Annotated in this window: 17 protein-coding genes and 1 tRNA gene; 11 read left to right on the plus strand and 7 right to left on the minus strand. The window is 34.3% G+C overall.

The window, feature by feature from the left end; translation table 11 throughout:
* Window positions 1-118: 118 nt before the first annotated feature.
* Genes Q7J67_07570 through tmk form a run of 6 tightly spaced genes read right to left on the minus strand, consistent with a single transcriptional unit; the run spans window position 119 to window position 5110 of the window.
* Window positions 119-898 (minus strand): ribonuclease Z, encoded by a 780-nt coding sequence (locus tag Q7J67_07570; GenBank protein ID MDO9465137.1) that lies wholly within the window; start codon window positions 896-898, stop codon window positions 119-121.
* Between the two features lie 23 nt (window positions 899-921).
* Entirely contained in the window at window positions 922-1872 is a 951-nt protein-coding gene (locus Q7J67_07575; protein MDO9465138.1) for a glucosamine-6-phosphate isomerase, read from the minus strand.
* Window positions 1873-1874: 2 nt separating this feature from the next.
* On the minus strand, window positions 1875-2651 hold the full coding sequence (locus tag Q7J67_07580; protein ID MDO9465139.1) for a PIG-L family deacetylase: 777 nt from the start codon (window positions 2649-2651) through the stop codon (window positions 1875-1877).
* A 21-nt stretch (window positions 2652-2672) separates the two neighbouring features.
* A complete protein-coding gene (ricT, locus tag Q7J67_07585; protein ID MDO9465140.1) occupies window positions 2673-3455 on the minus strand; it encodes a regulatory iron-sulfur-containing complex subunit RicT in 783 nt (260 codons plus the stop codon).
* Window positions 3448-4458 (minus strand): DNA polymerase III subunit delta', encoded by a 1011-nt coding sequence (holB, locus tag Q7J67_07590; GenBank protein ID MDO9465141.1) that lies wholly within the window; start codon window positions 4456-4458, stop codon window positions 3448-3450. The genes ricT and holB overlap by 8 nt, the downstream gene beginning before the upstream one ends.
* Window positions 4448-5110, minus strand: a complete 663-nt coding sequence (gene tmk / locus Q7J67_07595; GenBank protein MDO9465142.1) for a dTMP kinase — start codon at window positions 5108-5110, stop codon at window positions 4448-4450. The genes holB and tmk overlap by 11 nt, the downstream gene beginning before the upstream one ends.
* Window positions 5111-5206: 96 nt before the next feature.
* On the opposite strand from tmk, the gene Q7J67_07600 reads away from it, so the two are divergent.
* The 6 genes from Q7J67_07600 to Q7J67_07625 all read left to right on the plus strand — a co-directional run bounded on the left by Q7J67_07600 (window position 5207) and on the right by Q7J67_07625 (window position 12102).
* Window positions 5207-5280, plus strand: a tRNA-Arg gene (locus Q7J67_07600).
* A 26-nt stretch (window positions 5281-5306) separates the two neighbouring features.
* Window positions 5307-6911 carry a SurA N-terminal domain-containing protein gene (locus Q7J67_07605; protein MDO9465143.1) on the plus strand — a complete coding sequence of 535 codons (1605 nt, stop codon included), beginning with the start codon at window positions 5307-5309 and terminating at the stop codon, window positions 6909-6911.
* A complete protein-coding gene (gene rnr, locus Q7J67_07610; protein MDO9465144.1) occupies window positions 6889-8424 on the plus strand; it encodes a ribonuclease R in 1536 nt (511 codons plus the stop codon). The genes Q7J67_07605 and rnr overlap by 23 nt, the downstream gene beginning before the upstream one ends.
* 2 nt (window positions 8425-8426) lie before the next feature.
* Entirely contained in the window at window positions 8427-9809 is a 1383-nt protein-coding gene (gene murC / locus Q7J67_07615; GenBank protein MDO9465145.1) for a UDP-N-acetylmuramate--L-alanine ligase, read from the plus strand.
* Window positions 9806-10747, plus strand: a complete 942-nt coding sequence (gene murB, locus Q7J67_07620; protein ID MDO9465146.1) for a UDP-N-acetylmuramate dehydrogenase — start codon at window positions 9806-9808, stop codon at window positions 10745-10747. The genes murC and murB overlap by 4 nt, the downstream gene beginning before the upstream one ends.
* Window positions 10748-10749: 2 nt before the next feature.
* On the plus strand, window positions 10750-12102 hold the full coding sequence (locus tag Q7J67_07625; protein MDO9465147.1) for an ATP-binding protein: 1353 nt from the start codon (window positions 10750-10752) through the stop codon (window positions 12100-12102).
* A 28-nt stretch (window positions 12103-12130) separates the two neighbouring features.
* Here Q7J67_07625 and Q7J67_07630 read toward each other — a convergent pair whose 3' ends face one another.
* Complete coding sequence (locus tag Q7J67_07630) at window positions 12131-12385, minus strand: hypothetical protein (GenBank protein MDO9465148.1); 255 nt, start codon at window positions 12383-12385, stop codon at window positions 12131-12133.
* Window positions 12386-12433: 48 nt separating this feature from the next.
* On the opposite strand from Q7J67_07630, the gene Q7J67_07635 reads away from it, so the two are divergent.
* The 5 genes from Q7J67_07635 to Q7J67_07655 all read left to right on the plus strand — a co-directional run bounded on the left by Q7J67_07635 (window position 12434) and on the right by Q7J67_07655 (window position 21228).
* Complete coding sequence (locus Q7J67_07635) at window positions 12434-12871, plus strand: hypothetical protein (protein MDO9465149.1); 438 nt, start codon at window positions 12434-12436, stop codon at window positions 12869-12871.
* Window positions 12861-13772, plus strand: a complete 912-nt coding sequence (locus Q7J67_07640; protein MDO9465150.1) for a D-alanine--D-alanine ligase — start codon at window positions 12861-12863, stop codon at window positions 13770-13772. The genes Q7J67_07635 and Q7J67_07640 overlap by 11 nt, the downstream gene beginning before the upstream one ends.
* Window positions 13762-14619, plus strand: a complete 858-nt coding sequence (locus Q7J67_07645; GenBank protein ID MDO9465151.1) for an FtsQ-type POTRA domain-containing protein — start codon at window positions 13762-13764, stop codon at window positions 14617-14619. Before Q7J67_07640 ends, Q7J67_07645 begins: the two co-directional genes overlap by 11 nt.
* A 4-nt stretch (window positions 14620-14623) precedes the next feature.
* Window positions 14624-15838 carry a cell division protein FtsA gene (gene ftsA, locus Q7J67_07650; GenBank protein MDO9465152.1) on the plus strand — a complete coding sequence of 405 codons (1215 nt, stop codon included), beginning with the start codon at window positions 14624-14626 and terminating at the stop codon, window positions 15836-15838.
* A 299-nt stretch (window positions 15839-16137) separates the two neighbouring features.
* Window positions 16138-21228, plus strand: coding sequence for an AAA domain-containing protein (locus Q7J67_07655; GenBank protein ID MDO9465153.1), 5091 nt, complete (start codon window positions 16138-16140; stop codon window positions 21226-21228).
* Window positions 21229-21557 lie beyond the last annotated feature (329 nt).

The following is a 21557-nucleotide window of genomic DNA, read 5'->3' on the forward strand; positions in this document are numbered from 1 at the left end:
CACGTCATCGAGCATGACATCGTCTTAACTCTGGATATCATCTTTCAGCACGCTCGAACTGGAAAGCGTAGCGACGTAATTGAGGTGTAATATTGAACAGGCTCAATTTGCGTTTCCATTAAATTTTTATCTCTGAATTATCCTTTGCAACCAGCAACTCACAATTAAGATACCTCTTTCCAATCTCCAGTATTTTTTTCTCCTGTGTATAGAACTCAGGATGAAAGTGCGTTACAACAACCTTCTTAATACTTGCCTTACTTAGCATGCTAAAAAGGTCTTCAAGAGGTATATGAACTCCCTCAGTTATCAGTAGGTCAATTTCATCCTTTAATAAGGGGATTATATCCTCTATCTTTCCTATATCCCCAGTATAAACAATACGTTTTCCTCTGCATTCAAAAGAGAATGAATAGGAAGTTTTTGATTTAGAAGATTGTCCCTGTAAATGAGTATTTGGGAACGCAGATACTCTCAACCTATCATCTTCGAAAAACTCTCCCTCTTTTATGGGAATAATATTCACATCATATCTGAGTTCTGAGAGCCCAAGCGACATATCAAAAAAATTCTTAGAGGCCTCTATGCTGTCTTCCGGGAGGTATAAATTCACTTTATATTTATCAGACGGTCTGAATTTGTAACTACCCCTCGGGCTTGAACACATCTGAAAAACAGAGAGGAGTTGGGCCAAACCTCCTATATGGTCAGGATGGACATGTGAGAGAAAAACTGCTTTTATTGAAAAAATGTTATAGTTGCTGACATATAAAGTTGCACTACACGGCTCACCTGCATCTATAAGATAGGAAGAACTCCCTATCTGTAAAAGAATTGATGCGTTATACCGATTCAACCCTGCCAGCCCCGCAGCAGAGCCTAAAATTTTTATTTTCATGACTTTATTCAGAACTTTAGATATTAATTACAGTCTGCTACCAGTGGGCCTGCAAGCTCTTTAAGAAAGAAGAGTTTCCCAGCCAAAGTAGGCATAAAACTGGAAGGAATCCAGATGTTTGGCCCGTGTCTTAAAGTAACCCAGAGAGATAATCCCTGCCACATCATTCCCCTACCTAATGTCCCATCACATCCGCCGATTATTTTATCCGCTTTGAGGAATAGACCCGGACCAATTGTATTGGCAAAACATGGAACCAGAGTTGTGCGGCTCTTAAAACTGGTTATTGCGTTCTGTTCTATGGTCAAAGGATGTAGTTTTGCTCCCAATCTGTATTCCTGCTTCTTCCATTCTTCCTCTCCTGAAAATTCGCCGGCAAAATGCGGCTCCCAAAAAGCGATATGAAACATTCTTCCAATACCAAAAACAACTATGAGTTTTGCCCCCTCTTCTTTGAGCTGTCCTATCTTCTCAGCATATGTGGGAAGAATATTCTTAAGCGCAAAATGTCGTTGGTTTTTTGGAACAGTCAGATCACCGAGCGGTCCATATAAAGCTTGCTGCATTGCATTTTGAAAAGCTCCTATATTATCAGAAGGCAACGTATTCCCCTGTCTATCGCTCCATTCATCCATATTAAATCCATAAACATGTTTACAATCCACATTCCATTCCTTCAGAAAATAAACAGCCCATTTATACATTCCCATAGGGCCAACAGGCAATATAAACGCTATTTTTCTGCCCTCATCTCTTGCCCTTTTAATCTCTATAGCTATTTCATGACCCATCATAGTATCAAAATCACTCAAGGTTTCGCATGAAACAGGTTCAAACTTCTTGTTCCACCAATCCTGACGCTCAGTAACTGACTCCGGGGGATTATCACAACATTTATCCAGTTTCTCAATATTCCACCCTTGCGGGAAGAAATTCTCTAACAAAGATCCTTTAATTGTGCTCATTAAATCCATAATTATCCTCCATTATCTTGTTTCTTATATTTAACCTTATTCTTTAACAACTTCTCTAAGATATTATCCTGAGGGAACGGATGTCCTTTATGCTGTCTGAATCCTTCGGCGTATTTTATGCCAATTTCTTTTCCTCTTCTGCTTGAAATCTCCTTCATAGTCTCTGTGTATTTGTCCATACCGTGCTGTCTTTTCAACCAGGAGCGTTGACTTTCATGTTTCCTTAACATGCTTGTTTTGGTTTCCATTACATCTTTAATATCTACAAAAAATTCAGGATGCACAGGATTGCCAAATCTATCCTTTAAATCCAGAGAATCTCCATAATATAGATATGGAATCTTGGATGTCGCTTTTGCTGGATTTACTAAGGCAGTGTGATAATTGGGAATTGGTGCGTTGAAACATCCGTCCCACACTAAATCAGCAGTTATCTCATGATCCTTCATATAATCCTGAGGAGACATGGTAATAACAATATCAGGGTCCACTTTTCGTATCATTTCTGTAACCATAAATCTTGTTGGATTATCAAACACAACATGTAAACAGGATATGCCACAGCTAATATATTCTGCCCCAAGCAGTTCTGCTGATGACTTAGCTTCCGCATACCGTTTTCTGCTCAAGTCTGCTGGAACATACTCAACAGACCCCATATCCCCTGAACCCACGGTTGCAATGGTTATCTTATGCCCTTTTTTCTTCAGTAGAGCAAGAGTTCCAGCCATAATAAATTCTACATCATCAGGATGCATTCCAATACCAAAAATCTTCATAATTTCATACCCTCCTTCCTTCTATTTTATCTTATGTTCGTATCTTTTCCCACTCTCTAATTCCACAGTAACACTGCTTCTGAGTATATTTAAATCAACCACCTTCCCCTGCCCATATTCTGTATCTACCGTTGCATCTATTTTAGGAAAAGACTTTTTCATCTCTTGATACGACTTTGATTCATATCTCAGGCAACACATCAAGCGACCACATAAGCCTGATATTTTTGAGGGGTCTAAGTGAAAATTCTGAGATTTAGCATTTTGAATGGTAACTGCCTGAAACTCCTTAATGAAACTTGCACAACAAAGAACCCTCCCGCAATGCCCACAATATCCTGCAATATTTTTTGCTCTATCTCGTACGCCCACTTGTCTTAATTCTATTCTTGTTTTTAATGTATGCTCAATGTCTTTTAACAGGTCTCTAAAATCCACTCTATCGTCTGCCACAAAATGGAATATTATTTTATTTCCCTCATGTATGTACTTTGCATCTATAACTCTAATTGGAAGATTATGTTTGGCTACTTTTTCTAAACATATTGCTAATGCCTTTTTCTCTCGCTCAAATATATCCTGTATCTGACTTATATCACTCTCTGTGGCAACTCTAATGATTTGCCCTCTCTCTTTAGAACATATACAATCAGCTACCTCTTGTATCCCTGATACAATTTTAGCGTAATATTTATCGCCATCTACTTCTATTAGACAGTAATCATTATACCTGGCAACAGTGTTGCCAATATCAAGCCATAATGTTCTGTCTTTGCAAATCCTAACCTGGATTATTTTATGCATCTACTTTTCCTTGTATATCTAAAAACAACTTCTCCAGAATAAGCTGGGAACTGACATTGTTTCTTACATACGTCTTCATGTCAGTAATTGTGTTCAAAAACCTTTCAATCTGCGACAGAGAAAATTTATTCTCTAATTGCCTAAGATCCTCGCTAATATCCAAATTAATAAGAGAAACTTGTTCTCCAGCCTGCTTCAAGATTGCAATATCTCTGAGGCATGTTGTAAGCATGTCTAAGCTCATATGCAACTTGTTTCTATATTCTCTAACATCTCTGCTCCACTCACTATTAAATTCTCCTACAAGGCTAATCACATCTTCATTCTTCAACCTGCTAAGCATATCCATTAACCTACTCTTTGCAAGAGGTATTTGTGTGTCATCCTTCAACTCAAGTGCCTCTCCTAAACTACCCTGTGATAAATTGGCTATGAAATGAGCAAGAGATTTGTCTACTCTATGATGTTCTACTAAAAAGCCCTCAATTCTATGAAGCTCTATCCTGTTAAAAGGAACTGCCTGGCAGCGTGAAACTATGGTCCGTAAAAGCAGATGCAAGCTTGTAGAGGTTAAGATTAATACGGAATTTTCAGGTGGTTCCTCCAAAGTTTTTAAAAGGCAGTTTGCAGCTTGAATAGTCATATTTTCTGCTTCTGCAATAATATATACTTTTTTCTTACCCTCATATGTTTTAAATGATATTTGTGTTCTTAATTCTCTAATATTATCAATTGTTATAGATAAAGAAGACCCTGTTGGATAAATGCATTTCACATCCGGATGTATAGAAGCATCTATCTTTTTGCAACATACGCATCTATCACAAGGAATCTCACTAGACCCGTCACAATTCAATGCTTTGGCAAGATTAACTGCTGCCAACCTTTTACCTACTCCATGTGGGCCAATGAACAGATAAGCATGAGGAATTCTTCCATGTTTCAACGAATTCCGCAAAAGCCCGACAGCTATTTCCTGCCCGATAATATCATTAAACGACATAACTATTTCTTCTCAATAAATCATCTATATGCTTCTGGATTTCTAACTGTGTCTCACTGATTTCACTTTTTACTGTAACTACTTTTATGCGTACTGGCTCTCTTCGAGCAAGATTAAGATATCCTTCCCGCACTCTTTTATGAAATTCAATATCTTCCTGTTCAATCCTATCACTCTCCCCTCTTGGAAAGGAATCCTTTGATAAGTGCAGAGATTTTTCTAACCCAATATTCACGTCAATATCCAAAAGAATTGTCAGGGCTGGTTTTATCTTGTTTACAGCAAAGTCATTTATGTTCTTTATAATACTCAGATCTATTTCCCTTCCATACCCTTGATATGCAAATGTAGCATCATAGAAACGATCACAAATTACAGTAATGTTTTTTTCTAATGCAGGAATAATAATCTCATCAACATGCTGTGCCCGTGCTGCTTCGTACAGTAGCAATTCGGTTCTTACTGACATATTCTTGTACAACGGAGAGAGCAGTAATTGCCTCATTTTTTCTCCTAATGCTGTGCTGCCCGGCTCTCTTGTACAGTAAGTCTTAATCCCTTTCTGAGTAAGATAACCAGCGAGCAACCTGGAATGCGTAGATTTCCCACTACCCTCAGGCCCCTCCAATGTTAATAAAAACCCTTTTTTCATAACGTGCCAATTATAACATTACATGCTGTTTTGTCTATTGGAATTTGTATCTTGAACTGGGCTATGGTTTTTGCTAGTATACTTAAAATTATACTTGCGCCAGTAGCTCAGTTGGATAGAGCATCTGCCTTCTAAGCAGAGGGTCAGGGGTCCGAATCCCTTCTGGCGTACTTTTTGAATCAACGGAGAAAAATCAATGCTTAAGTCTATAAGAAAAAACATGAAGCCGATAATGTGGATAACAGCATTAAGCTTTCTGGCTACAATATTCTTTGCATGGGGAATGGGTGTAACATCGAAAGCAAGAACAAATATTACCGTGGCAAAAGTAAATGGAGTTGCTATCAAGTATGAAGAGTTTAGATATGCTCTAACAGCTACGGAAAGAAATTATAGAAGAATGTATGGAGATCAGTTTGACAGAATCAAAAAAAACATGGACATGGATAATCAGGTTCTAAATCAATTGATAGATCAAAAGCTTCTTATGCAGGAGATAAAGAAACAGCGCATAAAAATCTCAGACAAAGAGATTATAGATAGGATAAAACAAGATCCAGTATTTAAAAACAAGAAAGGCGGGTTTGATAAGGCAAAGTTTGAACAGTATGTAAATGGCATCCCTGCTTCTCAGTGGCAAGAGATTGAGAATGGGATTAAGAAATCTCTTGCGCTCGAGCATCTTTGGAAAAGAATCACTGATCCAGTTATAATAAGCGACAAGAAAATTTTAGACGAATTTATGCTAAAAAATGAAAAAGTAAAAATCAACTATATATGCTTCCGTGTAGACGAGTTCAAAACGCAGGTATCTGTGAATGATGAAGATATTGCTGAATATTTTTCTAAAAACAAAACTGAATTCAAGCAGCCTGATAGGGTTAATACAGAATACGTGCTTATCAAACCAGAGCCCTTTAAAGAAAAAACCGAAGTTTCAGATGATGAAATTAGAAAATATTATGCAGAGAATAAACAGGAATTTGAAGTAGTTGATAAAAAGCCTAAAGAAATTAAGCTTCTAGAAGAAGTAAGGGCTCAGATAAAAGAGAAACTTACAAAAGAAAAAGCAGAGCAATTAGCTCAAGAAAGAGCTTATGATCTCTCTATTGACCTGGGTGAAGAAAATAAATGGGAAGAGATACTAAAAAAAGAGAATCTCTTATCAAAGCAGACCGGGTATTTTGCAGAAGGAGAAGAAATCCTAGAGATAGGCTATTCCCGCGAGTTTTCCCAAAGCGCATTTTCTCTTGGCAAAGATGATATAAGCGACCCGATTAAAACGGCTAAAGGGTTTTGCATATTAAGACTTGTGGATCTAAAGCCATCCTACATACCCGAGCAGATAGAAGAAGTAAAGGAGGATGTCCGTAAAAGGTTAACTGCTCTTAAATCAAAGGAACTAGCTGAGAAAAAAGCAGATGAGTTCATCGAAAAATCTCAATCAGCAAAGAATATCGAAAAGTTAGCAAAAAAGTTTGGTTATGAGGTTAAGCAAACAGATTTCTTTGAAAGAGGAGTGTATACAAAAGACATTGGATATGCCCCTAAACTCATAGCAGAAGCGTTCCTTCTTAAAAAAGGTGATGTAAAAAAAGCATCAGAATCGCAAGATGTATTTGTAATAGAACTTGTTGAGAGAAAAGCTGCTGATAAAGGAGAATTTAATACACAGAAGGAGCAAATTAAACAGACTCTGCTGCAAAAAAAGAAGCAGTCGGTATATGAGAAATGGTTCAAAAACCTAAAACAGGAAGCAAAGATTGTAAATAATCTTGATGAAATACGACGTGCACAGTAAAAAATCCCGTAGATACACCACTCCGAAGATAACTGATCCTATCAAGCATATTTTAGAGGAATTCAAGATATCCCAAAATTTCCCAAAACCAGTAATAGAAGAATGTGAAAACATTGATCCATTTATTTCTAAAGAAGAAATTAAAAAACGCCGCAACCTAACAGAGCTTACATGTTTTACAATAGACCCTGAAGATGCAAAGGATTTTGATGATGCAGTATCTATTGAAAAAACTGAGAATGGAGGTTTTTTACTAGGCGTTCATATAGCGGATGTTGATCATTATGTAAATAAAAATAAGCATATAGACAGCCAGGCTCTTTCCAGAGGAACAAGCATATATCTTTCCGATAGAGTGATTCCGATGCTGCCTTCCAAGCTTTCTGAGGATCTGTGCAGCTTAAAGCCTGACGAGAACAGATTAACTTTAACAGTTATGATAAAAATAGATGCACAGGGCAATATTAGAGAATACGAAATCTTTGAAAGCTTAATTAAAAGCAAGGCAAGGTTATCCTATGAATCCGCAGAGGAATTAATACATTCCAACGAGGCAAGTAAAAACGCAGAAATATCATCATCCTTAAAAATTATGTACAAACTAAGCAAGATATTAGATAAAAAAAGATTGGATAGAGGATACATTGACTTTGATATCCCTGAGGTTAAGATCTCACTTGATGGGAATGGGAAAGTCTTTGATATTCAAAAGAAGAAGAGATTATCCAGCCATGTTTTGATCGAGGAATTTATGCTTCTTGCAAATCAGTGTGTAGCAGAATACATTACTAAAAATAAGGTTCCTATGATCTATCGCGTTCATGAAACTCCTGATGATTTAAAAATAAAGGACTTTGCATTGCTTGCAAAAACGCTGAATTACAGATTTGATCAAAATAAATCTAAAAATCCGAAATATATACAGGGATTTCTACATAAAACAAATGGGGAAAAGCACCATGCTCTTATTAGCCAGATTATTTTAACATGTATGCAAAAAGCAATATATTCTACCAAGAATGTCGGGCACTTCGGGCTTGCATTAAACTGCTATACTCATTTCACATCCCCTATCAGACGCTATCCCGATTTAATTATTCACAGAATTCTTAAAAACAAGTTCAAAAACCGAATAGATAATCTTCCTGAGATTGCAGGCATTGCTTCTGAAAGAGAACAAATAGCTGTCAATATAGAAAGAGAGACAATTAAGCTAAAACAAGTTGAGTTTATGAAAAATAGACTTGGGGATATATTTGAAGGCGTAATATCCGGTGTTCAGCCCTATGGCTTGTTTGTTGAGCTTAATGATACTCTTGCTGAAGGGCTTGTTCATGTAAGCGCATTAAAGAACGACTATTATACGTTCTCTGAGAAACAGTTTGCGCTTGTAGGAAAACGCACAAAGAGAAGATTCCAGCTTGGAGATTCAGTAAAGGTACAGGTAGTTAGAGTGGATAGTAATAAAAGGCTAATCGATTTTATATTGCTTGATGACAAAGAAAGAAACTGAATATGTTGGAGAATATAGAATCGATTCATTTTGTTGGCATCGGTGGTATAGGAATGAGCGGGATTGCCTATATCCTGCTTAAATCAGGATATCAGGTAAGTGGCTCAGATCAAAATAAATCTTCAATAACTAATAAACTCAAGATGAAAGGTGCCCGCATTTTTATCGGACACGATGCTAAGCATATAATAGCTCAGGAGTTAGTTGTTTATTCCACGGCTATCTCAGAGTCTAATCCTGAACTTATTGAAGCTAGAAAGAGAAAAATCCCAATAATTCACAGAGCAGAACTGCTCGCAAAAATAGCAAATAACAAAAAGAGTATATTTGTAACAGGTTGTCATGGAAAAACCACTGTAACATCAATGATTGCGCATATGCTTATAGAAACAGGATATGACCCGACAGTAATTGTAGGAGGCGAGATTAGTTCTTTAGGGGGAAATGCTCGCTTAGGAGCAAGCCCATGGTTTGTAGCAGAGGCTGATGAAAGTGATAAGTCTTTTTTGAAACTAAATCCATATTTTGGCATTATTACAAACATTGATGAAGACCATCTGGAGCATTATGAAAATCTTGAGAATATCATAAATACGTTCCTGTATTTTGCAGAGCGCATAGATAAATCCGGCAGAATATTTTGCTGTATTGACAATAACAACGTAAAAGAATTGATTTCCAAACTACATAAAGAAAAATTCAAAACTCCAATAACAACCTATGGAATGAGCAAGAATGCTGAGATACGGGCTGAGGGCCTGATATGCGAAGCGCTTTCAACACGTTTTGATGTATATAAAAATGCTGAATTACTTGGTTCTTTTACACTCAGCGTTCCGGGAAAACATAATGTACTCAATGCGCTTTCAGCAATTGCGCTTGGCGTGGAAATAGGATTATCCTTTGATGCAATACGGAAAGCCATGCAAGGTTTTAAAGGCGTTGACAGAAGATTCCAGATCAAGGCGAATATTGGAGATGTAATGGTTGTAAATGATTATGCTCATCATCCGACTGAAATTCAAGCTGTTTTAGAAACAGCTAAAAACTTAGGAAAAAAGCGTATTGTGGCTGTATTTCAGCCTCATCGATATACAAGAACTGGCAAACTTTACAAACAGTTTGCTGTGTCTCTGTCAAAAGCTGATAAGGTCATATTAACCGATGTTTACAGCGCAGGAGAAGCTCCTATAAAAGGGGCCAATACAGATATAATCTTTAATGCTATGAAGAATAATGGTTACAAAAATGCCGTATATATTCCTGACAAAAGTAGAATTCTCAGTTATCTGAGCAATACTATAGAGAAAGGAGATATAATACTTTGTATGGGAGCAGGTGATATTTCTGCAGTAGCAGAGGGACTTGCCGATAAATTAATATGAATAAAAAATTGACTAAGGAGCTCTGTAATTTGATAAAAGGAGAGATCAGGTTTAATGAACTTTTATCCAAGCACACCTCTTTTAGAATTGGTGGACATGCGGATGTGTGGATATATCCAAAAGATATTTCAGATATCAAAAACACTCTCATGTTCTGCAATAGTTATAATATTCCTGTTACAATCCTTGGTGGAGGAACAAATGTTTTAATCAGCGATAAAGGAATAAGAGGCGTTGTGTTGAATTTGGAACATGGATTATGTGATATCAAAATAAAAGGAGAACGTATTACTTGTGGGACTGGCGCCTTGCTCTCAAAGCTTCTAAAACAGTCTGCACGAAAAGAACTTACAGGGCTTGAATTTACTGCAGGAATTCCAGGGACTGTTGGCGGCGCAGTGAGTATGAATGCGGGAACAAAAAAAAATCAAAAATCAAAAATCAAAAATCAAAATTTAGAATATATGGGAATTGGGGATTTGGTTGAATCAGTAAAAGTAATTGACATGAATGGAAATATATCTGAACTTGGAAAAAATGACCTGAGTTTTGGGTATCGTAAATCTAATCTATATGAATACATAATAGTTGAAGCAGAGTTAAAACTAAAAAGAGGAAAAGAAAAAGAAATCAATGACCGCATATCCAGACTTTTGGAGCACAAAAAGTCCACACAGGTTCTTGACATACCAAGCGCAGGGTGTATATTTAAAAATCCGGATATCCATTCTTCCGGCAGGTTAATTGATAAAGCCGGTTTAAAAGGGCTTGTTATCGGAGATGCGCAGATTTCGGAGAAACATGCTAACTTTATTGTCAATAACGGCAATGCAAAAGCTCAGGATGTTTTAGAACTTATTAAAAAAATAAAATTAACAGTTTTTGAAAAAACTGGTGTAAAATTAGAAGAAGAAATTAAAGTAATAGGTATGCAATAATTATGAAAAAAATAGAGCATCAGAAAAATGAATTTAAAGAAAGTTGGCATGATAGCAATCTAAAAACTATATGTGCTTTTGCTAATACTGAGGGCGGAAATTTATATATCGGGATTAAGGATAATGGAGACATAAAGAAACTTAAGAATCTCAAAAAACTTATGGAAGATATTCCTAATAAAACAAGAGACATTCTTGGCATTACTCCAAAAATAAAGCTGGAGCAGAAAAAAGAGAATAAAATCATAAAAATTGAGATTGACTATTCCTCTGCCCCAATTTCTTATCATGGGAGTTTTTATGTTAGAAGCGGAAGCACAACAACCGAATTAAAAGGGCATGAACTATCAGATTTTTTAATAGCTAAATCAGGACAGGCATGGGATTCTTTTATAGAAGAAAAGAGTAGTATTGTCGATATTGATCTCCATACGATAGAAAAATTTAAAAAGCTCTCATTAAAAAGAGTTCCTTTTATAGCAGACGAAAAAGATCCTGAAGTTATTTTGGAAAAATTAAATCTGATTGAAAAAGGGAAATTAAAAAGAGCGGCGATTCTTCTTTTTGGCAATAATCCTAAGAAATTTTACACAACTGCCTATATTAAAATGGGCAAATTTATAACAGACACAGATGTTATAAGTACAGACGAAATTGTAGGAAATCTTTTTCAGCAGATAGAGAAAACAATAGAACTTTTAAGGACAAAATACTTGATTTCCAATATAACCTATGAAGGAATATACAGAAAAGATACCTTAGAATATCCTGAAGACGCTTTACGTGAGGCAGTGATCAATACAGTTGTCCACCGCAATTATATTGGGGCACATACTCAGCTAAAAGTATATCCCGACAGATTAAATTTATGGAATATAGGAAAATTGCCAAAGGATATACAAATAGAAGATTTAAAAAAGCCGCATTCATCTCGTCCAAGAAATGAATTAATGGCAGATATATTCTTTAAAGCAGGTTTAATAGAGGCTTGGGGAAGAGGAACTATAAAAATAATAGATAATTGCAAAAGAGCAGGATTGCCTGAACCTGAATTCATGGAAGAGTTTGGAGGTTTTTCAATAACATTTTCCAAGACCAAAGCAATAAAAAAATTTACTGCAACTACCCAGAAAACTACCCAGAAAACTACCCAGAAAACTACCCAGAAAATATTAGAGTTAATTAAGAAAAACTCGCATATTACAAGAAAAGAAATGGCCAAAGCTATTGGCATCAGTGAAGACGGAATTAAGTTTAATCTCAATAAACTAAAGAAAAAGGGATTATTAAAAAGAGTAGGTTCGGATAAAGGTGGATACTGGAAAGCAATAGATATTGGAAGGATTGGAAGATAAAAATTAAAATATTGAAAGAATGATGAAATTATTTGAGAATAAAAGTTTCATCGGATGGATCAAAATCATCATAAGGAAAATGAATTTGGATTTTACCATTTTTATAAATACTATAAGCAGGATGTTTATCGGTAGCATAAACATATTTTGTCCCAGTAATACGATTAATTCGAATGTATTCGCCTTCTTTTCTTTCAAAACGGAATAAAGGATTAAAAATGAGCCAAATTAAAGAAAGTAATATTATGCAGATAACCACTTTATGTCTTTTTAACCATTTCATAAATTTACCCATACGCAAACAATACCATAACCAGAAAAGACCTGTCAAATGAGTTATTATAAAATTGATAAAGACTTATTTGATAAAATCACAGAGCACATCAATGAAAAACTTGACGTCTCAATTGATTTTTTAGAATGTCTTAAGTTGGGTAATGCAAAATATTTTCCTCCTGACAAGGATGATGAAACAGGAATAATTGTTGTAGCTTGCAGAGAAAATAACAATAGGAATAGGAATTTTGATAACGAATTGGCATTATTGCTGCATGAAGTTGGGCATTTCCTCCAGTATAAAGAAAAAGATGACAAAACTGACTTGGAGAAAGAGGAAAATGCATGGGAAAGAGGATGGAAATATATGTTGAAAATTAAGAGAGAAAAAGAGATGCATATAGATATTGGTTTGTTTAAAAATAAATATGAAGAAGTAAAGAAATTTTGTTTAGAGTCTTATAAAAAGAAATATTCAACACATGAAAAATAGGCGTATTGCTGTTTTGATGGGAGGGCCTTCTTCTGAGAGAGAAATATCTCTAAAAAGCGGGAATTGTGTACTAAAGGCTCTTAAAGAGGCTAATCTGCATGTTACTGCTTTTGATGTTAATAGAGAGTTGCCTGACAGGCTGATAAAAGAGAAAATAGATCTGGTATTCATTGCTCTTCACGGAAAACCCGGAGAGGATGGAACAATTCAGGGAATGCTCGATATATTAAACATTCCATATACAGGATCCGGAGTTATTGCAAGTGCACTCTCTATGAATAAAATAGCTTCCAAGCGTTTGTTTCAGACTGCTGGAATTCCGACTCCAGAGTTCAGAGTAATGAGCAAAGGCAAATGTCATATTAATCCTTTGGAGAACTTTCCTATAGTTGTTAAGCCATCTAGCGAGGGCTCAACAATCGGAATATCTATCGTAAGAAAAGAAGATGAATTCGAGAAAGCTCTGAAAACTGCTTTCCATTATGATGATAATATAATATGCGAAAAGTATATAGGCGGAAAAGAAATAACAGTTGGTATATTAGAGGAGAAAGCCTTGCCGGTAATTGAAATTATTCCAAAATTCGGATTTTACGACTTTAATGCAAAATATAAGAAAAAATCCACGGATTTCGTTGTGCCTGCAGAGCTGAAAAAAGAGAAAAGCGCCAGGATAAAGCAAATAGCTCTCAAGGCGCATAAGATACTTGGATGCTACGGGATGTCAAGAGTGGATATAAAACTTGACTGCAAACTAAATCCCTATGTTTTAGAGATTAATACAATCCCAGGTCTTACAGAAACAAGTCTTCTGCCAAAAGCCGCACAGGCGGCTGGAATAAGTTTCATAGAACTCTGTCTGAGATTACTGGATCTGGCAATCAAGAAACATGAAAAGTAGAAAAACAAAACTTCGCAAGAATGTTAAAATAGCGCCTAGAATCTCTGCTGCGCCTCGTTCACATAAGAAGGTGATTAAAAAGAGAGCGTTACAGATAAGTAAAATAATAACTCTCTTTCTAATCATATATGCCACTTTCTTCATAGTATTAAAATTTAAAAAATTCATTATTCATTCAAATTACTTTTGTATTAATAATGTTATTGTAAATAACGATAAATTTCTTGATAATGTAGTTATTTTAAAGGAAATTAATAGCATAAAAGGTAAGAATATTTTTACTCTTGATATCAACACGTTGAGATCACACTGTGAGGCACTAGCAGATGTAAAGACGGTTGTTATTGAACGCTCGTTTCCAAATACAATTTTAGTAGATATAACAGAAAGAATTCCTATTGGACAAATATCATATAGTCGCAATATATATGGGATAGATGAAGATGGAGTAATTATTAGGCTTAATGAATCAAGAGGGTTGCCGGAAATAATAGGATTGAAAATAAACAATGTATATTCAGGAGAAAATATTACATCTAATCCCGAAGTGTCTGAATTAATAAAAAAGATTATTACAATTATAAAAACTTATAATATGGGAAGACTTGCTGAATTTGGCAGTTTAAGGAATATAAATGTTAAAGAATCTAAAAATCTAATTCTTGACTTTATATGTCAAGATAATGAAATAAAAATCAAAATAGGCAAAACTAACTTTGAAGAAAAACTCGCAATATTAGAGGATCTTCTAAGTAGACTTGGACAAACTCAAATGGAAAAACTTCTCTACATAGATCTGCGTTTTGGAGCGGATTTAAATGCTATTCCTGTAAAATACAGAAAGTAAACTCATGCGAACTCGAAAAGACATTGTAACAGCACTGGATATAGGAACCTCTAAAATATGCGCCATGGTTGGCAAATTGGATAAAGAGAATAGTATAGAAATTATAGGAATAGGAACTGTTCCTACTAGAGGCCTGAAAAAAGGACTTATTGTTAATATTGATATTGTGACCGATGATATCAAGGAAGCTCTTAGAGAGGCAGAAAAGACATCGGAATTAGAAATTCCATCTGTATTCATTGGAATCGGAGGCGGACATATTAAAACAGTTAACAGTAAAGGAAGTGTTCCAGTTAGAAGAGAAGATAGAGAGATAACAATCGAAGATACTCGGAACGTGATAGAAACAGCTAGAGCAATTGCTTTGCCGGAAGGGAGGGAGATTATTCAAGTTCTGCCTCAAGACTTCATTATAGATGGACAGGCAGAGATTAAGGATCCAATCGGCATGAACGGTGTAAAACTTGAAATAATGACCCATATTGTTACTGGAATGGTAACACATACACAGAATTTCATAAAAAGTGTTAATCAGGCTGGGTTTAAGATAGAAGATATTGTATTTAATCTATTAGCCTCTTCTGAATCAGTACTATCGCAGAGTGAAAAAGAGCTTGGCGTTTTATTGATTGAAATGGGAGCTGGCACAACGAATTTTGTTATTTTTGAAAAAGATAGCTTGAAGTACTCTCAGGTGCTAGCAATAGGCGGTAATCATATAACAAATGACATAGCTATAGGTCTTCATATTTCTACACAGGAAGCGGAGAAAATAAAGAAAAAATATGGCGTTGGATTAGATATGGAAACCAATACTAATAATCAGGAGAATTCTGATCATTTCTCCATATATCAGCTTTCAGAGATTGTTCAACCAAGGATTGCAGAAACTGTCCGGATCGTAAAGGAAGAGATAGAAAGAGCGGACTTCGTAAATATAATTGCCTCTGGAGTAGTTCTCACAGGTGGCAGTTCTTTACTTAAAGGAATGTCCTCAACCGTAAGAGATATATTTAATCTGCCAACAAGAATAGGTACGCCAAACCTTGCATACCAGCTTGGAGACATACCTGATAAACCAAGCTATTCAACGTGTATTGGTTTATTACAATATGGCTCTGACTTCAGGAAATTTGGAGGAACATCAAAATTTGAAAATAAAAATCTTATGGGTAGAATGACAGGAAGTGTCAAGAAGATATTTGGAGATTTTTTTTGAGAGAATTAATATAAAAGTGGATGTTCAATGATTAATGTTATATTTCATGTCGCTAATACCAAAGTTGCCTGCAAGGCTAAAAAAGAAAGAGGCTGTTGAAAACGAAACATAAATTAAATAAAATAATGACAAAATTGACTGACTTAGAAGATTTTATTTTACCCCGACCCGCTTTTGCCTTTCGGGACAATTTAGGAAGACAACCCACATTTCACACATTTGCAAGTCGCACGAGCCATTCTGCAAATCAAAACTTGCAAAAAAGTGTAATTTTTGCCAACGCAAAATAGGATATGGTTATGAAAGATAAATACCTTCAAATATTCAGATATCTTCTTGAATTTTCGAAAATCAGAAGTAAAGCAGTTAGAAATATTGAAAATGCAAAAACAAACTATATTGATATTCTTTGGATGTCTGATTTGCCTGAGAATGAACTAATCGAATGCATTGTTAATGAAAATTTTTCAACTGATTCTGATTTTTGGTTAAAGATCTCTAAACCAAAAGAACCAGAAAAACTGAAATTCCCAAGCCCTCCACAAAAATTAAAGGATTGGATAAAAAGCGATTCATTATTAAACAAAAATGAATTCCCCGTTCTGTTAACTGAAATTGCTGATGAAAATGGTAAAACAAAACACTTAGATGATAACCACCAAATAAAATTGCTTTTTGATAATTATTGCGAAAACAAATGGTTTTCTGATTCAGATGTATTTTGGAAGAATTATGAAATTTATGAAAAGGAATTTGCTGCTTATGAAAAAATAAATGCTATTTACAAACAGCTATTCTCAATTTATAACAAATCGCAACAGTTTGGCGAAGAATATGAATTAATTATGGGGGTGGGATTAATCCATTTCAGGGAAAATGAAAACACTCCTCTTGTGTGTCGGCATATAATTACATCAAAAGCTGAAATCAATTTTGAATACTCACAGAAAGATTCAAGACTTATAGTAAAACAAAGTATATCTGATGGATTACAAATAGAAACAGATGCCATAATCGACCTTTTTGAACAATTTGATTCTAACGATATTCTTGAAGCAGAAAAGAAATCTATTGAACTGATTAAGGAAAAAGAACTTGTAAATCCATTTGATGATGATATTCATGATGTGCTCCAATTACTTGCAGAAAGAATTAAACCAGGTGATGGTAATTACAAAGATGATTTGGGAAGAGCAAAAGATGTTCCTTCAAAAGAAACTATATTTTTCTCACCAGCATTAATTTTAAGAAAAAGAAATACAAGGAGTTACACAGCTCTCTATGAAAAAATTATTTCAGACATTGAAAATGAAGATGAAATAAAAATACCAATATTAGATGATTTAATTGAACTGAAAAATACAGATTCAAATTCTTCTGTTTCCAATACAAATAACGCTGAGTTAAATGAAACAGAAACCATCTATTTTCCCAAAAAATATAATGACGAACAAATTGCAATTATCAATAAAGCAAGGTGCAATAATAAAGTACTTGTTCAAGGACCTCCAGGTACAGGAAAGTCTCATACAATTGCAAATTTAATTTGTCATTTGTTAGCCAACGGGAAAAAGGTACTTGTAACTGCTTATACAAAACGCGCATTAGAAGTGCTAAAAGACAAACTTCCTGACGATTTTAAAAACCTAACCGTTAATTTATTAAGTGGAGATTCTTCTTCAATTAATGATTTGGAAGCCAGTGTAAACACGATAAATGATGAACTTTCAAATACTGATATTGAATCCTTGAAAACTAAAATTGAGAAACTGGAATCGGAATTATCATCTCTAAAAGAAAATAGAGCAAAGAACACTAATGAATTACTAAAAATAAAAGAAAATTCTTCAAGAAGGTTTGAAATAAACTCAGCATATTCTGGAACTTTAACTGAAATTACAGAAAAACTGGAAAAAGAAAAAGAAAAACATGAATGGTATAAAGATGATTTTGATGATATTAATAATAATGAAATTATTCATCATGTAGAAAAATATTCTTTCTTGTTAAATCATTACTCTAATATTGATTGTTCTATTTTTGATTACAAACTTCCAGACAAGCAAAAGCTTTTTGAAATTAGTGATTTTCGAAAATTTCAACTACTAGATCTTAAGGCAAATGGTAGTGATGTTTCCAAAGAAACCATTGCATCTGTTAAAAGTATTGATTTCGATTTATTGCAAGTCTATTTAGCTGAACTAAAAATAGTTTTTGAAAAGATTGATATAAATCCACATCCATTTAAAAAAGAAATAATTAATGACATTTTAAACTATCAAAAACGAAAATGGCAGAATAAAATAGATTGTAGTAAAACTGTGCTTTCTGATCTCGAAAAGTATAATTTAAAACTAATTGACCGTAATGTTGAAATAAAATATCCAAAGGACAAGTCTTTAATAACTTTAAAAAATGATGCGAAAGTACTTCTTGGCTTTTTAGATGCAGGAAGCTCACTTTCAGGAATTGGCTTTAAATTAAAAAAAGCATTCCTTCCAACAGAGATTAAGGAAAAATTATATTTTCTTGACTTAGTCTTGGTTAATGACAGTCCTTGTAATACTAAAGATGAATTCAATTATGTACTTGATGACATTAGAATCAAACAGAATTTTGAAGAAATTAATGATGCTTGGGAAAATGCAGATAAAACATCCAGATCATTTAATGATAAATTTGTTTTTTACCAGAAACTGTATAAAGACACCTTAGCTTTATTTGAAAATATTGCATTAGCAGAAGAAAAGATTTCTTCGATTAAATCCGTTTCAAATATATTTATTGACAGTTTCAATATAGCGAATTTGAATCAAATTATTAAAAATGTTTCGGATTCTCTTGTATTGAATCAGATAGCAGAATTTGAGCAAAAAAGAAACCAAATAATCAGATATTTATCAGAAGATAACTTGCATTCTATCACATCTGAAATAGCAAAAGCATTTATGGCTTTAGATATAGAATCGTATAAAATTCTTTTAAATCGTCTAAAAACACTTCAGAATGATAAGTTGATGTTTGCATCTTTCAAGAATCTTGAAAACGAATTAATGGCTTCTCTGCCCATATTGATTGAGGAAATTAATAATAATGTCTCTTTTACTCAAAGTAATATTAACTTATTAGAAAATGCCATTTCATTTAAGCATGCCAATTTTGAAACAAATAGACTTCTTAGCGAAGACTATGAAAAAAAATTAATAGAGCTGTTAAAATCATACGATTCAAAAGAAGAAAGCTTAATAGCTCAAATTGCTGCAAATAAATCATGGGTTTTTGTGTTAGAGAACTTACAAAAGAACAGATCTCTTAGACAGCATTTGCAAGCATGGGTTCAAGCAGTTAAAAAAATAGGGAAAACTGGCAGAGGAAAACGAGCATTAAAATTCAGAAAGATTGCTCAAGAAGAAATGGAGTACTGTAAAACTTCAATTCCTTGCTGGATTATGCCCCTCTATAAAGTAACGGAAACAATACAACCCGAACAAGGGATTTATGATTATGTTATAACTGATGAAGCAAGCCAACTTGGACCAGATGCAATTTTCCTTCTGTATATTTCAAAGAATATTATTATCGTTGGTGATGACAAACAAACATCTCCAGAATATATAGGTGTTGATGCAAACACAATGGTCCCATTTATTAATAAGCACTTGCAGGGAATTCCATTTAAAGATTTTTATGGAACTGAAACTAGCTTTTTTGACGTTGCCAAAATATTTTGTGAAGGAATCACAGTATTAAGAGAGCATTTTCGCTGTATGCCTGAAATCATTGAGTTTTCAAATAAGTTATTCTATGCTCCTGATGGTAAAGGTCTTTATCCTTTAAAACAGTATTCTGAAAATAGGCTAGAACCTTTAATGCATGTGTATTGTCAAAATGGTTATATAGAAGGAAGCAGGCAGTCAATTCGCAATGAACCCGAAGCTGTGACTTTAGTTAATAAGATTGCAGAAATTGTTAAAGATGATAGATATTTGAAAAAGACTATCGGAGTTATTTGCTTACAAGGCAATGCTCAGAGTGCTTTAATAGAGAGTTTACTTGTTAAAGAGATTGGTGAAAAGGAATTTAAAGAGCGGAAAATTATTTGTGGTAACTCTGCAAGTTTCCAGGGTGACGAAAGAGACATAATTTTCTTAAGTTTAGTTACAGCACAGAACCATAATAGAAGTGCTTTAGCACGTCCAGAAGATGAAAAACGTTTTAATGTTGCAGCCAGTCGCGCAGTTGAACAAATGTGGCTTTTCCATTCAATATTGCTTGCTGATTTAAGTAACACTAACGACTTAAGATATAAACTTCTTAACCATTTTATTAATTATCGCCCACCAACTCCACCTGCTTCTGATCCTATCGAACGCACTTTGGGCAATCAACCGGAACCTTTTGATAGTTGGTTTGAAGTTGATATTTATAACGATATAGTTGCTAAAGGATATAGTGTCATACCCCAATACGAAGTTGCGAAAGGTAAATATCGTATTGACTTAGTCGCAATATTCCATGATGGAACCAAATTAGCGATTGAATGTGATGGGGACAAATGGCATGGAGCAGACCAATATCAAAATGATTTAATGCGTCAGAAAGTTTTAGAACGTTGCGGATGGCAATTTTTTAGAATCAGAGGTGGCGACTATTATTCAAATAGAGAAAAAGCTCTTGTTCCATTATGGGAAATATTCGATAAAAAACCAATAAAGGATACTGAACCAATTGAAGAAAAAGATAAAAATTTAGAAATTGATGATTCAAATATTGGAGATAACATTAAAAAAGAATTTGACGATAATTCAGAACTCACAGAAGATGTTATTAATAATATAAAAACATCAGATTTAGACTCTCTATTTAATCAACGTGAGTTTTTAGTATTTACAGATCAATTTAATGTATATAAAAATCTGAATAAGGGTTTTATCAGTTTGCAACAAGTGACTTCAAACATTGAATTTAAAGAAGACGAAAAAATTATTTACATCACTAGTACAACCGATTATTCTGGATATATGTTGTTTGGATTTGAGAACGGGAAAGTAGCTAAAATATACATGCAAAGCTACAGAACACTTACTAAGAGAAAAAGACTAAAAAATGCTTATAATAGCAATTCAAAACTTGTATTTATTGATTATACTGAAACAGACATTCATTTAGCAGTAATTAGTTCCATTTATAAAGTAATTGTTTTTAATACGAATCAAATCAACCCTAAAGAAAGTAAAGGTGCCCAGGGTAATCAGGTTATTAAATCAAAGAATAATAGTGTAATGAGAGAAATAAAAAAAACTAATCAAGTAACTTTTGAAAATATTGAATACTATAATAAAAATATTCCTGCTGCGGGAAATTATTTATTGCCTCAAGATGATTTTTAAGGAGAAAAAAAGGGACAGCATCCTTTTAACCTTTAACTCACTCAAATTCCCCCCTCAAGCAGGAGAATAACAAACGAGATTGCTTCGCTTCGTTCGCAATGACAGAAAGAATAACAGATAACCGCCAGCTAAAGCAGGCGGTTGCGATGAGATTGCTTCAGGATTTTATCCTTCGCAATGACAGGAAGAAAAAATTTTATTGACAGCAATAGTTATCATATGCTATCATTAGCTATTGGAGGTGAAAACCATGGAAAAAGCATTATTAGGGGCACGATTGCCTGTAAATCTAATTACAGAATTAAGAAGCTTTTGTAAACCACGCGGGA

This window comes from bacterium, from assembly GCA_030652805.1.
In the GTDB taxonomy this organism is placed as follows: Bacteria; JAHJDO01; JAHJDO01; order JAHJDO01; family JAHJDO01; genus JAHJDO01.